The organism is Chryseobacterium sp. S0630 (assembly GCF_024158915.1).
Lineage (GTDB): Bacteria > Bacteroidota > Bacteroidia > Flavobacteriales > Weeksellaceae > Chryseobacterium.
In genome coordinates, this window is sequence record NZ_JAMZGF010000004.1 from 121,178 (window position 1) to 137,641 (window position 16,464).

The following is a 16,464-nucleotide window of genomic DNA, read 5'->3' on the forward strand; positions in this document are numbered from 1 at the left end:
TAATTTAAAAAGAAAAATAATGAACAGAATTGCAGTGCTGTGCCTCGCCGTTTCCTCATTCATGGCGGCACAACAGCAGATGTCTCTTTTGGATTGCGAAGAAGCTTTCCAGAAGAACAACCTCCAACTGCTCGCCGAACAATACAACATCAATATGGCTGATGCGGATATTCTGCAGGCTAAAATCTGGGAATTACCACAATTAAGCGGGCAATTCAACGCTTATAATCCTCAAGACAAAAAGTTTTTTGATGTAGGACATTCTAAAGGAGCGGGTATTACTCAATTGATTTACATGGGTGGTAAAAAGAAAAATGAAATTGCTTTTGCCAAGTCCAATAAAGAGCTTGCTCAACTTCAGTTTTCACAATTGCTGGTAGATTTAAGATCTCAGCTCCGTTCTACCTATTTCAATCTTTACTACGAAAAACTAAAGCTTGAGAATACCAACAGGCAGCTAGGGTATATGAATGATCTTTTAAACGCCTATCGTGTGCAGTCAGCAAAAGGAAATGTTTCCCTTAAAGACGCAGTAAGGCTGCAGAGTATTGTAATCCAGCTGAATCATGATAAACTGGAGATCAATAAAAATATTCTTGATTTTGAACAGAATCTGAAAGTTCTGACAGGAGTTACTGAAGAGATAGAACCTACGATGTCTGAAACCGAAGCTAAAGAAGCTTTGGTGGCACAGCCTTTCGGTGATGAAGAAGAACTGAAAAGCAAAGCCCTGGAAAATAATGCAGATTACCGATATAATTTGAAACTTATTGATAACAGTAAGCTGTATGCACAGTGGCAGAAATCATTGAATGTACCGGATGTTACCGTAGGCGCTGCATGGGACCAGGCAGGAGGAACCTTCAATAACGAAGCAAATTTGACTTTAGGAATTCCTTTGCCGCTATGGAAAGCCAATCAGGGAAATGTTGTAAAAGCAAATTATGCCATTCAGCAGAATCAGAAAAATGCAGACTTTCAAAAACTAACTCTGGAAACTAAAGTCCAATCTGCCTATAAAACCTGGAAAGCACAATACGACCAGCTTCTGGATGTGAAAACTACAGACCTTCAGAATATGGAGCTTGTTTATAACGGAATGCTGAACAATTTCAGAAAAGGAAATGTAAACCTGATTGAATTTACAGACTTCATGGATAGTTACAGGGAGACAGCTCTTCAGATCTATGATATGAAAAATGAAATCATGCAGTCTGCAGAACAGCTTAATCAATTAGTACAAACGAAAATCTTCTATTAAAATGATGAAAACATATATTATCCCCGCATTGATGGTTCTTTCATTAATGGCCTGTTCCAAAAAAGAGGAAGAGAAAAATGTTCATGCCAAAAAAGGATTTGAACTCAGTAACACGATGCTGAATTCTATTTCTCTGGCAAAAGTTGAAAAAAAGAATATAGAAGATGAATACAGCTTTTACGGAAAAATCTCAGCAGATAAAAACAGCTATATAGACGTATACCCTTTAGTAGGAGGAAATGTGATGAGTGTCAATGTAGAATTGGGTGACTATGTAAAAAAAGGACAAGTACTGGCTACGATTAGGAGTACTGAGCTTGCAGAAATTCAAAAGGATGTGAGCGATGCAAAAACAGATCTGGTAGTGGCAAAAAATAATCTTCGTGTGGCAAAAGAGCTTTACGAAGGAAAGCTTAATACAGAAAGAGATGTTCTGGAAGCTAAAAGTCAGTTACAAAAAGCTGAAGACCAATTGCAGAGAGCTGCAGCGGTAAGTACGGTTTATAATGTGAAAACCGGAAACATATACAGTGTGGTAGCACCTATCAGCGGATATATTGTTCAGAAAAGTATCAATAAAGACATGCAGCTGAGAAGTGACAGAAGTGATAATATTTTTGATGTGGCCAATACTACCAATGTATGGGCGATAATGAATGTCAATGAATCTGATATTGATAAAATCAGTCTTGGAATGAAGGCACAGGTTTCCACCCTTTCTTATCCCGACAAAGTTTTTGATGGAAAAATTGATAAAATATTCAAAATTATTGATCCGCAGACTAACGCCATGCAGGCAAGAGTAGTATTGGACAATGCCAACGGACTTTTAATCCCGGACAGTAAAGCCACAATAAAAGTTTCCAGTCTGGAAAGCAACTCTACGCTTACTGTTCCATCCAAAGCTGTGATCTTTGATGATAATAAAAGCTTTGTGGTGATTTTTAAATCCAGGACAGATGTAAAGATCAGAGAAATCAAAGTATTAAAGCAGGTGGGTGATGTCACCTATATTGCAGACGGTCTGAAAGAAGGAGAAGAAGTGATTACCAACAATCAGCTGCTGATCTACCGCTCGCTGAACAGCTAGTCTTATTAAACCATTAAGAATGTTTGCATTTTTCTTTAACGGCTTTTTTAGGTCATCAATGTATCTATCATGAATAAATTCATAAAAAATATAATCGCTTTTTCATTAAAAAATAAAGCATTTACCTTTATCTGGGTAGCGATTTTAGCCATCTCCGGTTTTATAAGTTTCAAAAACATGCCTATTGAAGCTTTTCCGGATGTAACCAATACCCAGATTGTAATCATCACCCAATGGAATGGACGTAGTGCAGAAGAAGTAGAACGTTTTGTCACGACACCCATCGAATTGGCGATGAGCCCGGTTCAGAAAAAAACAAGTGTGAGAAGTACCACCATGTTTGGGCTTTCTATTGTTAAAATTCTGTTTGACGACGGGGTGGATGATACTTTTGCCAGAAATCAGGTCAATAACCAGTTAAGAACCATTAGCCTTCCTGATGAGGTAGACCCCGAAGTACAGCCACCCTACGGGCCAACCGGTGAGATTTTCAGATATACGCTGGAAAGTAAAACAAAAGATTCCCGAACATTGCTTACCCTGCAAAACTGGGTGATAGATCGTGCTCTAAGAGGAGTTCCCGGTGTAGCAGATATCAACGTTTTCGGAGGGCAGGATAAAGTTTTTGAACTCAGTATTGATCCGAGAGCATTGGATAAATATAATCTGACTCCGCTTCAGGTATATGATGCTGTAACAAAGAGTAACCTGAATGTAGGAGGTGATGTCATTGAAAAAAATGGCCAGGCTTATGTAGTAAGAGGTATTGGTTTGGTAAAATCTGTGGCAGATATCGGAAATATTACCATTCAGAATGACAGTGGAAACCCTGTTTTGGTAAAAAATGTAGCAGAAGTTCATGAAAGCTCTATGCCTAGAGTAGGACAGGCTGCTTTGAATCATCATGACGATACAGTAGAAGGAATCGTTGTGATGAGAAAAGGAGAGAATCCAAGAGAAGTTCTGGTAGGAGTGAAAGCTAAGATTAAAGAGCTTAACGAAAAAGTACTTCCGAAAGATGTGAAAATGGTCACTTTCTATGACCGCGACAATCTGATGGATTTCACTACGCATACTGTAATGCATAACCTTATTGAAGGAATTGTATTGGTAACGGTAATTGTTTTAATCTTTATGGCAGACTGGAGAACCACTTTGATTGTTTCCATCATCATTCCTCTGTCTCTATTATTTGCCTTTTTATGTTTAAAACTGGCCGGGATGAGTGCCAATCTGCTTTCGTTAGGAGCGGTTGACTTCGGGATTATCATTGACGGAGCCGTCGTCATGGTGGAAGGTCTCTTCGTAATGCTCGATCATAAAGCGAAGCGGTACGGAATGGAGAAGTTTAATAAACTTGCCAAAGGTGGCTGGATTAAGCAGACCGGAACCGGATTAGGAAAAGCAATCTTCTTTTCGAAATTAATTATCATCACCTCTCTGATTCCTATTTTCTCATTTCAGAAAGTAGAAGGAAAAATGTTCTCTCCTCTGGCATTTACATTGGGATTTGCATTAATGGGAGCGTTGATATTTACTTTAACATTAGTTCCTGTTCTTTCCCATATTCTTTTAAATAAAAACGTAAGAGAAAAAAATAACCCATTTGTTAATTTCTGGGACAGAATCGTTTTGAAAGGCTTTAATTTAACGTTCAAACATAAAAAGATGAGCATGATTGTGGCGATTTCTTTCTTGGCAGTTACTTTATTTTCCGGTAAATTTTTAGGAACAGAATTTCTACCCCAGTTGAACGAAGGTTCATTGTGGATTACTGCAGAAATGCCGATGAGCTCCTCATTAAAAGAATCTCTGAAAACAGCTGATCTTTTAAAGAAAGACATTATGAGCTTCTCCGAAGTAACAGATGTTCTTGCGCAGACGGGAAGAAGTAATGACGGAACTGATCCCAACGGGTTTGGATTTGTACAATTTGCGGTGAATCTTAAGCCAAGAGAAGAATGGAAGCGTAAGATTACTTATGATGAACTGATCAATGAAATAGACAAAAAACTTAGAAGTTATCAGGGAATTACCTTCAACTATTCTCAGCCGATTTCGGATAACGTAGCAGAAGCCGTTGCAGGTTTTAAAGCTGAAAACGGAATCAAAATCTACGGTGATAACCTTGAAACTCTGGATAAATTAGCCCATGAAGTCTTACTGAAGATTAAAGATGTGAAAGGCGTAAAAGATCCGGGAATCATTAAAAATATTGGGCAACCGGAAGTGAGCGTAGTTTTGGATAGAGATAAGATGGCTGCTTACGGAGTCATGCCTGCGGATGCCCAAGCTGTGCTGGAAATGGCTTTTGGAGGAAAAACAGCTTCTGAAATGTTTGACGGGGAAAGAAAATTCCCGATCCGTCTTCGTTATTCTCAGGAATACAGAACCAATGAAAATGACATTGCTGCTTTGATGGTACCTACACAGGATGGAGCAAAAATTCCTTTAAAAGAAATAAGTACCATTGTTAAAGATAACGGAGCTGCATTTATCTACAGAGACAATATAAAGCGATATATCGGAGTTAAATTCTCCATTCGTGACAGAGATTTGGGAAGTACCATTGCGGATGCCCAGAAAAAAGTGGAAACCATTGAATTTCCGGATGGCTATTCTGTAGGATGGACAGGTCAGTTTGAAAACCAGCAGCGTGCCTCTCACAGGTTAGCACAGGTAGTACCTGTGAGTATTCTGATGATTTTCTTCCTGTTGTTTATTCTGTTTGGGAATATGAAAGATTCTCTTTTGGTGTTAGCGAACGTACCTTTTGCTTTGATAGGAGGAATTATCGCATTGCATGTTACCGGAATCAATTTTGGAATCTCTGCCGGAGTAGGGATGATTGCCCTTCTGGGAATTTGTATCCAGAACGGGGTTATTCTCATCACCGAGTTCCATCAGAATGTTAAAGACGGAATGGATATAGACACCGCCATCTTAAATGGGGTGAAATCCAGAACAAGACCCGTGATTATGACAGCATTGATGGCTTCCATCGGATTGATGCCGGCAGCCTTGTCTACAGGAATCGGATCGGAGTCTCAGAAACCTTTGGCCATTGTTATTATCGGAGGACTGATTACAGCTACAGTGCTTACCCTGCTTATTTTTCCGATTATCTTCTGGATCTTCAACAGAACAAAAAAGCTCAGTCAAATTTAATTAATCTTTCATTTATATATTAGTTAGAAGCGCGGAAAACAAAGTTTTCCGCGCTTCTCCATTATTGAAATAAAAAAAGGATGAGTTTAAAATCCTAACCCCACTGCAAAAGCTTTTACAGTATTGGGGTAATCAGAAACAGAAGTAGCTGCTCCTGTCATTGTATTTACAGTGTAAATTTTTGTTGAAGAACCTACAGTAGCCATTAAATAAGCTTTCTGGCTCATGCCTCCAATATCAAAACCATTAGCACTGGTAATATTGATTCCTAAAGAACCTGTCTCAACTAAAGTCCCGTTGTTGGGTGGGTTTTGCTGATATAATTTATCCGTATTATGATCGATAACAAGCAGAGTAGTAGCAGTAGCTCCTGCAAAATTGTTGGTATAGGCGGCTGCACTTATCATTGGACTTCCAGGATTTAATGCGAGATCTGCAGCAGCAATAGTTCCATCGTTAGGATTGAGTCGGAGATTTTGTCCAGTATTGCTTACTACCCTTATTCTGTCAACAGTGGGGTTAAAATCAAATCCAAAATCAGTTCCAGAAAGGAGGGTGGCAAATGGAGCTGTTCCTATGGCTGTGGCAGCGCCTGTTCCTAAGTTTATGGTGTAAATTCTGCTTGAACTTCCCAAAGCATACAATTGTCCGTTGGCAGGACGGAAATCGATTCCTAAAATATTTTCACCACTTTGTAGTCCTGCCACAGTCTTGGAGACAGGCATTGGGGTATTCGGATTGAAAATCTGAAGATTATTCGAATTGTCAATGGCATAAGCTACCGGTTCTGTAGGAATGGCAATGTCAATGATTCCTTGTTGAAGAGTTCCTATAGAGGTTGCTTTTCCATTATTCAGATCCAGAATATGCAGTTTATCATTAAAAGCTAAGAGAGCAGTACTGTTATCATATTTGATGTCAAAAGCAGCCTGTCCTGTAAAAGTAGTTCCAAGACTTCCAACCTCTACCAAAGTTCCATTGTTGGGAGGATCCTGTTTATATAATTTTCCCAGCATCGGATCAATATCATATAAAATGGTTGTAGAAGCACCAGCCTTACTGTTGGTATAGGCTAATCCTGTTATTGAAGGACTTCCTGTTCCATTAATAGTAATATCAGTAGCAGCAACAACTCCGGTTTCCGGATGTAAGCGTAGATTTTGTCCGGAATTACTTACCAGACGAATTCTGTCAACAGTAGGATTGAAATCAATAGAAGCTATTGTTCCGGAGATCATAGGGGAAAATGCTGTTGAGCTTACTGTTCTTGCGGAAGCATTGGAGGTATTGATGATATATAATTTGCTGGCATTGGATAATGCATACAATTCTCCTGTGGCAGGTCTGAAATCTATACTTAATAATTTTTCTCCTGAGGTAACACCGGTTACCGCTGTTTTTGAGAGGAAGGTTTTTGGATTATTGGAGTTAAAATAAACCAGCTCATTCATTGCTGTTATTCCATATACCATAAGATCCGGGCCCTGCGGAGGCATATTTTCTGACATACTGTTTTCATCTGAATGATCACATGAAAATAATGTTGTAATAGCAAACAAGGCTAAATACATGTGTAATAGTTTTCTCATAATATTAATTTTAGTTGTTATCTTTATATGTACGAGAAAAAACAGCACTTGGATTCATGGATACAGGTAATAATCAATATTTTTTTGTGTGTATATCCTGTTCATAATTAACGAGATAGTTTATATTTTTAATAAAACGTTTCTAAGGATTTTTTCTATTCGGAAAAATGTGTAAATTTGCAGTCTCAATACGTTAAATATAAGGTTTGTCCTTCACTGGATGAGAATATTGAAAGTTTTTTTAATAAAAAGTTTTTGGTATTTAAAAATTCATTATATTTGCACACCGAAAATTTGAAAAACAATAAATAAATAATTTTAAATCATGGCAAAGGAAACGTTTAATCGTAACAAACCACACTTGAACATTGGTACTATTGGTCACGTTGACCATGGTAAAACTACACTTACTGCAGCTATCAGTAGTGTATTAGCTAACAAAGGTCTTGCTGAGAAAAAAGACTTCTCTGCTATTGACTCTGCTCCAGAAGAAAAAGAAAGAGGTATCACTATTAATACAGCTCACATCGAGTACGAAACTGAAAACAGACACTATGCACACGTTGACTGTCCAGGTCACGCCGACTATGTTAAGAACATGGTAACTGGTGCTGCTCAGATGGATGGAGCGATCTTAGTATGTGCTGCAACTGATGGACCAATGCCTCAAACTAGAGAGCACATCCTACTTTGCCGTCAGGTAAACGTACCAAGAATCGTTGTTTTCATGAACAAAGTTGACATGGTGGATGATGCTGAGCTTTTAGAGCTTGTTGAACTTGAACTTAGAGATTTATTATCTACTTACGAATATGACGGAGATAACTCTCCAGTGATCCAAGGATCTGCTCTTGGTGCTCTTAACGGAGACGAGAAGTGGGTTAAGACTGTTGAAGAATTAATGGATGCAGTTGATACATGGATCGAGCAGCCTGTTAGAGATCAGGATAAGCCATTCTTGATGCCAATCGAAGACGTATTCTCTATTACAGGTAGAGGTACTGTAGCAACTGGTAGAATCGAGGCTGGTGTTATCAACACTGGTGATCCAGTTGATATCGTAGGTATGGGTGATGAAAAATTAACTTCTACTATTACAGGAGTTGAGATGTTCAGAAAAATCCTAGACAGAGGTGAAGCTGGTGATAACGTAGGTCTATTGTTGAGAGGTATTGAAAAAACTGACATCAAGAGAGGTATGGTTATCGCTAAGAAAGATTCAGTTAAGCCACACAAAAAATTCAAAGCTGAGGTTTATATCCTTTCTAAAGAAGAAGGTGGACGTCACACTCCATTCCACAACAAGTACCGTCCTCAGTTCTACGTAAGAACTACTGACGTTACAGGTGAGATCTTCTTACCAGAAGGTGTAGAAATGGTAATGCCTGGTGATAACTTAACAATCACTGTTGAATTACTTCAGCCAATCGCTCTTAACGAGGGTCTTAGATTCGCGATCAGAGAAGGTGGTAGAACAGTAGGTGCAGGTCAGGTAACTGAAATCATCGACTAATTCACATCTAAAACAATATAAAAAGCTTCCGTAAGGAACACTCTTTACGGAGCTTTTTTTAACTACGGGCATCGTCCAATGGTAGGATACCGGTCTCCAAAACCGTTGATCAGGGTTCGAATCCTTGTGCCCGTGCAAATATAAATTATGAGTTCATTTGTCGATTTTTTAAAAGGTTCTTATAACGAATTCAGACATAAAGTTGAATGGCCAAAATGGGCTGACCTTCAGTCTTCTACAATTGTAGTGACTATTGCGACAGTTATTCTGGCTTTATTTACCTTTGGAGTTGATGAATTGTTTTCAAAAGCAATCAGCAACATAATAGGAATGCTAATCAACTTGTTCAATTAATAATTAAGTATTTTCCATAATGAGCGAATTGAAATGGTATGTGCTGAAAGCAATCAGCGGACAGGAAAATAAAGTGAAAAACTATATTGAGACAGAAATCAAACGTCTAGGGTTTGAGCAGTACGTTACTCAAGTGGTTATTCCTATGGAAAAGGTGATCCAAATTAGAAACGGTAAAAAAGTTCCTAAAGAGAGACCTTACTATCCTGGCTACTTGATGATTGAAGCTGACCTGATGGGAGAGATTCCTCACGTTATTAAAAATATCCCAGGAGTTATTTCTTTCTTGAGTTTAACAAAAGGAGGAGATCCTGTTCCAATGAGAAAATCAGAGGTTAACAGAATGCTTGGAAGAATGGATGAACTTTCAGAATTTGCAAGCGATGTTGAAATTCCTTATGTAGTAGGTGAAAACGTTAAAGTAATCGACGGACCTTTCAACGGATTCAATGGTACAGTTGAGAAGATTCTTGAAGACAAAAAGAAAATTGAAGTTTCTGTATTGATCTTCGGTAGAAAAACTCCAATGGAATTAAGCTACATGCAAGTAGAAAAAGTATAATACATTACTTATAAAATATAAAAAAGACTGCTTTTTAAGCGGTCTTTTTTCATATATATTCTTTTCAATTTTTTTTGGGTGATGAATTGCTTATTCTTTATTATCAAGTAGTTCTATAATACTATTAATTCATAATGAAATATTGAAACTTAGTTTTTATATTTTTTCCCTATTGTTAGAGTTTTTTTAAGTTTATTAATATTATTTTGTTGATTTTCAAATTTCACACCTCTGTTGGTTACTTCTATAGTGTACTTTGCTTTAATTTAATTATCACCATTCAGTGATCATATTTTCTTTTTAAACATTGAGTTTTTTTTAATTGCTTAATTCACCTTCAGATGGCATACTTCTTGCAACCAAGCTGTTAACTAATCCACAAAATTTTATATTTCTTATTTCATACCCTGGTTACAGAGGTATAAGCAATGTATGTTGTTTTAATAAATATAAAATCCGGATTAGCTAAACAAAACACAAGTCTTATATAAACACATAACCCAATGACAAAAATTATTTCGATGATCATTCTGGTGGGTGCATCTGTGCTCACGAGTGCGCAGGTTGGTATCAATACTGCGACACCGGAAAAGGAACTTACTGTAAATGGTACAATGAAGACATCAGGAATTGTTTTCAAGCAACCTCTGGAGAAACTGAAAGCGGACGAGAATTACACTTTCATTATTAAGTCTCCGGCTCCGGAAAACAAAATTACAGCGTACAATGATTCTTTTGTACCTAATTCACCGGCACCTATTAATCTTATTCAGTTCAAAATTACCTGTGATCCTACAGACAAGGATTGGGTAAATCAATTTGACACAAAGATTAATTCCAGCAAGTTTTTGGTGGTAATCTCTTCCTTTGGATTTACACAGCCTACAAGAACGTATTCTGCAGACTGGCTTACACCAATGCCTCAGATTTTTGCCTACTCTTCAGGAGGAACATGGAAACTTAAGGCAGACTACCAGGGATTCGCCCCTGATAATTCTTTCCCTACAGGTGTCTGGACGCTGAACTTATTGGTGTTTGACAGATCGTATGCCAAAGATTTTAATTCAACACAAAGCCTTAGTGGGGCAGGTACTGGTGCTGCAACAGCTCCATTAATTCAATAAAAACATAAACTATATGAAAAAAATTATTGCGATACTCTTCACGGGTTTTGCTGCTTTAAGCATAAATGCGCAAGTGGGAATAAATACTACAACACCTAAAGGAACGTTGGACGTTGAAGGGGAAACATTAGTAGAATCCTATTTAATAGATACTGAAAATACAAAGGCAGGCGGAAATTATCTTCTTCTTACCCGATCAAAAGATTCTTCGCCGGTAGGTAAGGTAAAACTGCTGGATATATCGCTCCGTAATGTAGCACCTGTAAATATGTATAATGTTGTATTGAAAAATGTGAGACAGGATGAAGTGGTAAATCTCAATACAGGATTAGATGCGAGTAAATATGTGGTGGCTATTACTGGTGCTGTTTTTACAGGAGCGGTTTCGGCAGCGAATACCACCACCAGCCCAAAATCTTATGGTTCCTACGCAACTGAAATTACACAGGTAAGCAGTGGAGGTAAAAAATACCATGCTATTAACCTGGCTTTTAAAGGAGCTGGAACTGTTTCCTCCATCAATGGAACCTGGACACTTACTCTAAATGTATTTGAAAAATCATTAGTGAAAGACTGGGGAACTTTTAACGGTTCTGTTTCAGCATCTGCTTCACCGGGATATTCGGGAGTATCAACCAATACGCCTTTAGGGCTTCAATAAAAAAACTATGAAAAGAAAAATTTATATCACAATAATCATGTGCCTTGGGATATTTTTAAATGCCCAGAAAGGAAAAGTAGGGGTGAATACAGCTAATCCTACAGAAACACTTGATGTTAATGGAAAAACATATACGAATTCTCTGTACTTGAGAAATCCGGGAGAACCTACCATGACAGGAGGTAGCTTTTTAGCAACTTCACAGAATGCTTTACAGTTGTATGATCCTGCTCTGGAAAGCAGCGGATTGTTCAATTACCTTAAGCTTACCCTTACCGGTGTACCTGGGACAGGAATTACAGATTATGATACTAAAATTGATGCCACTAACTTTTTGGTTATACTTCATAACTATTCATTTAAGCTGAATGATGGAAATACCAGCGTAATGCTTGATTACGGAGACAATGGTGTGAATGACAATAAACAGGGATCACCGGATGTAGTAGCCTTCAAAAGTAACGGAACATGGCACGTAAGAGCAAGATTTACGGATAGCAGAATGATTGCTACCAATACCACTACACCATCAAGAACTTATAACAACTTTACGGTTGACCTTTACCTGATGGCCTACAGAAGATTGATTGAAAAGCAAAATATAAGCGACATCTATGATGATCTTGGAGGAAATGACGGTTCTACAAAAACAATTAATAAACCTTCCGGTTTTTAATCAGTCTTTCCTTTTAAAAATATTTTAAAAACGGTTATTTAATGCAAATAACCGTTTTTATTTTTCTGGTAGTATTTTAAATTAGGCAATAAAGGATAATGATTTATTTTTTCTAAAACTTTTTAAAAATCAGCAATTTCCGTTTGCTATTTCAAAAATATTTTATACTTTTGCAGTCCAAAAAGTAGGTTTATTGTTATGTGAGTGCATAACCTGCTGAATAATAAATGCTTCCAAACTCATTAATTATTCAAATTTAAAAAACAAACAATGGCTAAGAAAGTCTTTAAAATGGTAAAGCTTCAGGTGAAAGGTGGCGCAGCTAACCCTTCTCCACCAGTAGGTCCAGCATTGGGTTCTGCAGGTGTGAACATCATGGAGTTTTGTAAGCAATTTAACGGAAGAACCCAAGATAAGCCAGGGCAAGTTTTACCTGTAGTAATTACAGTATACGAAGACAAATCTTTTGAATTCGTTATTAAAACTCCACCTGCAGCGATCCAGTTAATGGATGCAGCTAAGATCAAGGGAGGTTCTGGTGAACCAAACAGAAACAAAGTAGGTTCTGTAACTTGGGAACAAGTAAAGAAAATCGCTGAAGATAAAATGGCGGATCTTAACTGTTTTACAATGGACTCTGCTCTTTCTATGGTTGCAGGTACTGCTAGATCTATGGGATTAAGAGTAACAGGAGCTAAACCAACTAACGCTTAAAACTTAAAGAAATGGCAAAATTAACTAAAAAGCAAAAGGAAGCTTTAAGCAAAGTAGAAAAAGGAAGAATCTATAACCTTGAAGAAGGTTCAGCTCTTGTAAAAGAAGTGAACACTACAAAGTTTGATGCTTCAGTAGATATCGCTGTAAGATTAGGTGTAGACCCAAGAAAAGCAAACCAAATGGTAAGAGGTGTTGTATCTCTTCCTCACGGTACTGGTAAAGATGTTAAAGTATTAGCTCTTGTAACTCCAGATAAAGAAGCAGAAGCTAAAGCTGCTGGTGCTGACTATGTAGGTCTTGACGAATATTTACAAAAAATCAAAGAAGGTTGGACAGATGTTGACGTTATCGTTACTATGCCAGCTGTAATGGGTAAATTAGGTCCATTAGGTAGAGTATTAGGTCCAAGAGGTTTAATGCCAAACCCTAAATCAGGAACTGTAACAATGGAAATTGGTAAAGCAGTAACTGAAGTTAAAGCAGGTAAAATTGATTTCAAAGTAGACAAGTATGGTATTATCCATGCAGGTATTGGTAAAGTATCTTTCGATGCTGCTAAGATCAAAGAAAATGCTCAGGAATTAATCCAGACATTGATCAAAATGAAACCAACTGCTGCTAAAGGAACTTATGTGAAGAGCATCTATTTGTCTTCTACAATGAGCCCAGGTATTGCAATTGATACTAAATCTGTTAACTAATAATAATCCTTAAGACAATGACAAAAGACCAAAAAGTTGTAGCAATACAAGAGATCAAAGATTTGCTTCAGGATGCAAAAGTAGTATACGTAGCAGATTTAGAAGGTTTGAACGCTGGTAAATCTTCAGATTTCAGAAGACAGGCTTTCAAGCAAAATATCAAAGTGAAAGTTGTAAAAAATACACTTTTACAAAAAGCAATGGAGCAAATTGATGGAGTAGATTACTCTGAAATGTTCCCATCTTTCAAAGGAAACTCAGCGTTAATGATTGCTGAAACAGCAAACGCTCCTGCGAAATTGATCCAAGGATTCAGAAAGAAAGAAGAAAAGCCAGCTTTAAAGTCTGCTTTTGTTCAAGAAACTTTCTATGTTGGTGACAATAACCTAGACATGTTGGCTAACATCAAGTCTAGAGAAGAAATGATCGGTGAAATCATCGGATTACTTCAGTCTCCAATCCAGAGAGTTGTTTCTGCTCTTCAAAACAAATCTGAAACTGTAGAAGCTCAAGCTGAAGAAGCTGCTCCTGTAGTAGAAGAAACTCCTGCTGCTGAAGCTCCAGAAGCTGCTGCAGAAAGCACTGAAGAAACAAGTGCTGAATAATTACACTCAAAAAATTAAATAAATAATCAACAAAAACATTACAACAATGTCAGATTTAAAAAATTTAGCTGAAACGCTAGTAAACCTAACTGTAAAAGACGTAAACGAATTAGCTGCTATCCTTAAGGATGAGTACGGAATTGAGCCTGCTGCTGCTGCAGTAGTAATGGCTGGTCCTGCTGGTGAAGCTGCTGAAGAAAAGACTGAATTCGACGTAATTCTTAAGTCTGCAGGTGCTTCTAAATTAGCTATCGTTAAATTAGTAAAAGATTTAACTGGTGCTGGTCTTAAAGAAGCTAAAGATATCGTAGACGGAGCTCCTGCTGCAATTAAGCAAGGTGTTTCTAAAGACGAAGCTGAAGCTCTTAAGAAGCAATTAGAAGAAGCTGGTGCTGAAGTAGAATTGAAATAATTTCAATTTTATTATAAATATAGAAGCCCGGGCATTTGCCCGGGCTTTTTTTTTGTATGTAAGTCTTTGTAAATGTGATTCTTATTCTGTAACAGTATTTTAATATTATTGGTTCTTATTTTAATATATCTTTTTACGATTAAATATTATTCAATAATTAACATAATATTTTAATGTTATTTAGTGTATTTTTTATTTAGTGTGAATTTTTATTAATAAAGTGTTATTTTGGTTGAAAATATATTATATTTGTATCGAAAAAACACAATATAATTGGATAGAAATTATTTTCTTTCCTACGGCCATAAGATTACACTTTTGTTGCTTCTGGCAGCTGTAGGAAAATTAAACACTAAGTTGATATCTGTGATGAGAACAAAACCTGAGTTGTCTTATTATTCAGATATTAAAAATCATCTGCAGGGTTACTTAGCTGATGTTTCTGTTCATCAGTGTTCTGAAACAAAAAATGATAGGTCTGTTTCCGAATGTCTTTCTGCTCATCAAAATGGAACTCATATATTTTATAACAAAGATTCCCAACATAAATTCCCTTTCTTTAATACTATAAAACTTATAGGCATATCAAATAAATGGAACTATTCATGTCAGCAATATAGGGAGAACGCTTGCCCGATATTTAAAGACGTTAAAAAGTTCTATAGTAACTCCATTAAACTGGTTGACGGTTTTAAATTTATCATCAAAATTCCCGATAAACCGATTCTTTCCCTTATTCTATAACATTCCTTACAATTTTAAACGCCTTCTTACAGCATGAGCTGTTATTTCATTTATGATTTAGATGAGAAAGCGTGAGAATTGCCCTTTCAAAAAAACACATTTACATAAAAACAGCAAACATCATTAGAAATGAAAAACAAATTATTAACCATCGCTCTGTTATCAGTAAGTTTTCCAATACTCGCTCAGGTAGGGATTAATATTAATCAACCACAGGCAACTTTTGATATTGTAGGATCACCTTCCAATCCAGGCAAGCTTGACGGTGTGATTGCCCCAAGACTTACAGGAATACAATTAAAAGCTAAAAACTATACTGCAGCCCAAACCGGAGCAATCGTATATGTTACAGCCGCTGAGACTACCCCAACAGGACAAACTGTGGATGTTGTTTCACCAGGCTACTATTATTTTGACGGTTCGAAATGGAGTAGCTTAAGCGGAAACTGGCGACTAGTAGGGAATTCAGGAACTACAGCAAGTACTGCCATCATAGGAACAGACATCAGTACTGGAAATTACCTGGGAACTAATGACGGTCAGAACTTGGTTTTGGCAACTCAGAAAAACGTAAAAGGAATTCTGGATATTAACGGAACCCTGCAGGGTGGAAATGCTAATTCTTCATCAGGTCCTTATGCTTCATTGACATGGGGATCAAATAATACGCTTACCAACAGTACTTCCTCCAATATTGCTCTGGGAAAAGATAATACCGTTTCTGCACAGGGAAATTTTCCGGCTGTAGCTATTGGATTAAACAATGCAGCAAATAATGGAGCTAAAGTAATAGGAAATAACAATACAGCAACAGGTGCTAATAACCTTGTCTTTGGAAATCTGAATACAGTAACAGGACTCACGGGGCTGACCATCGGAAATAATCACAATAACAATGGTGGGATTGCCATTGGAAGCGGAAACACCACCTCATTAAACAATATAGCGGTTGGTTCGGCAAATACAGCGACAGGTACGGAAGCTTTTGCTATAGGATTTTCAGGTCAGGCTGCTGCGGGACAAATGGTGTATGCTAATAAGGAACATGTTTTCTTCAATAAAGGAAACGGAACAGATACCATACTGGGAATTAATATGGCTCCTACAGCGGCTACTTCTACAGGGGCAGCTCTTCAGATGAAAGGAATTGCTTCCGGTGCCAATGCAACATGTACAACGGCTGAAGAAGGCGCAATCCGATATAATACAACTGCTAAAGTTCATGAAGGTTGTAACGGTTCCAACTGGAAGGCACTTTACTAATTCAATAAAAACACAAACCTTAAA

15 protein-coding genes and 1 tRNA gene are annotated in these 16,464 nt (G+C 37.3%); 15 read left to right on the forward strand and 1 reads right to left on the reverse strand.

Features of this window, described 5'->3' with window-relative positions:
- The first annotated feature begins 19 nt into the window (after positions 1-19).
- From NK356_RS03055 to NK356_RS03065, 3 genes are all read left to right on the forward strand, one after another.
- Positions 20-1,261: a TolC family protein gene (locus tag NK356_RS03055; protein ID WP_253316226.1), complete on the forward strand. Its 1,242-nt coding sequence runs from the start codon at positions 20-22 to the stop codon at positions 1,259-1,261.
- A gap of 4 nt (positions 1,262-1,265) precedes the next feature.
- Positions 1,266-2,351 (forward strand): efflux RND transporter periplasmic adaptor subunit, encoded by a 1,086-nt coding sequence (locus tag NK356_RS03060; RefSeq protein ID WP_253316237.1) that lies wholly within the window; start codon positions 1,266-1,268, stop codon positions 2,349-2,351.
- 69 nt (positions 2,352-2,420) lie between these two features.
- Positions 2,421-5,519 carry an efflux RND transporter permease subunit gene (locus NK356_RS03065; RefSeq protein ID WP_034693171.1) on the forward strand — a complete coding sequence of 1,033 codons (3,099 nt, stop codon included), beginning with the start codon at positions 2,421-2,423 and terminating at the stop codon, positions 5,517-5,519.
- 86 nt (positions 5,520-5,605) lie between these two features.
- Here the strand turns inward: NK356_RS03065 and NK356_RS03070 are convergent, their stop codons facing one another.
- Positions 5,606-7,108, reverse strand: a complete 1,503-nt coding sequence (locus NK356_RS03070) for a DUF4394 domain-containing protein (RefSeq protein ID WP_253316227.1) — start codon at positions 7,106-7,108, stop codon at positions 5,606-5,608.
- Positions 7,109-7,433: 325 nt separating this feature from the next.
- Between NK356_RS03070 and tuf the strand changes: the two genes are divergently transcribed.
- The 12 genes from tuf to NK356_RS03130 all read left to right on the forward strand — a co-directional run bounded on the left by tuf (position 7,434) and on the right by NK356_RS03130 (position 16,440).
- Positions 7,434-8,621: an elongation factor Tu gene (gene tuf, locus NK356_RS03075; RefSeq protein ID WP_034693176.1), complete on the forward strand. Its 1,188-nt coding sequence runs from the start codon at positions 7,434-7,436 to the stop codon at positions 8,619-8,621.
- Positions 8,622-8,685: 64 nt separating this feature from the next.
- Positions 8,686-8,756: transfer RNA gene (locus tag NK356_RS03080), tRNA-Trp, on the forward strand.
- Positions 8,757-8,768: 12 nt separating this feature from the next.
- Complete coding sequence (secE, locus tag NK356_RS03085) at positions 8,769-8,975, forward strand: preprotein translocase subunit SecE (protein ID WP_002976410.1); 207 nt, start codon at positions 8,769-8,771, stop codon at positions 8,973-8,975.
- Positions 8,976-8,994: 19 nt separating this feature from the next.
- Entirely contained in the window at positions 8,995-9,537 is a 543-nt protein-coding gene (nusG, locus tag NK356_RS03090; RefSeq protein WP_002976412.1) for a transcription termination/antitermination protein NusG, read from the forward strand.
- 503 nt (positions 9,538-10,040) lie between these two features.
- Positions 10,041-10,661 (forward strand): hypothetical protein, encoded by a 621-nt coding sequence (locus NK356_RS03095; RefSeq protein ID WP_034693179.1) that lies wholly within the window; start codon positions 10,041-10,043, stop codon positions 10,659-10,661.
- 13 nt (positions 10,662-10,674) lie between these two features.
- Positions 10,675-11,322: a hypothetical protein gene (locus NK356_RS03100; protein ID WP_034693182.1), complete on the forward strand. Its 648-nt coding sequence runs from the start codon at positions 10,675-10,677 to the stop codon at positions 11,320-11,322.
- Positions 11,323-11,329: 7 nt separating this feature from the next.
- Positions 11,330-11,998 carry a hypothetical protein gene (locus NK356_RS03105; RefSeq protein WP_253316228.1) on the forward strand — a complete coding sequence of 223 codons (669 nt, stop codon included), beginning with the start codon at positions 11,330-11,332 and terminating at the stop codon, positions 11,996-11,998.
- 270 nt (positions 11,999-12,268) lie between these two features.
- A complete protein-coding gene (rplK, locus tag NK356_RS03110; RefSeq protein ID WP_034693187.1) occupies positions 12,269-12,712 on the forward strand; it encodes a 50S ribosomal protein L11 in 444 nt (147 codons plus the stop codon).
- An 11-nt stretch (positions 12,713-12,723) separates the two neighbouring features.
- A complete protein-coding gene (rplA, locus tag NK356_RS03115; protein ID WP_002976422.1) occupies positions 12,724-13,416 on the forward strand; it encodes a 50S ribosomal protein L1 in 693 nt (230 codons plus the stop codon).
- A gap of 17 nt (positions 13,417-13,433) precedes the next feature.
- Positions 13,434-14,021, forward strand: coding sequence for a 50S ribosomal protein L10 (gene rplJ, locus NK356_RS03120; protein ID WP_034693190.1), 588 nt, complete (start codon positions 13,434-13,436; stop codon positions 14,019-14,021).
- Positions 14,022-14,067: 46 nt separating this feature from the next.
- The gene (gene rplL / locus NK356_RS03125) at positions 14,068-14,433 is read left to right on the forward strand and encodes a 50S ribosomal protein L7/L12 (RefSeq protein ID WP_034693192.1); all 366 of its coding nucleotides are present in this window, start codon (positions 14,068-14,070) and stop codon (positions 14,431-14,433) included.
- Positions 14,434-15,306: 873 nt separating this feature from the next.
- Positions 15,307-16,440, forward strand: coding sequence for a hypothetical protein (locus tag NK356_RS03130; protein WP_253316229.1), 1,134 nt, complete (start codon positions 15,307-15,309; stop codon positions 16,438-16,440).
- Positions 16,441-16,464 lie beyond the last annotated feature (24 nt).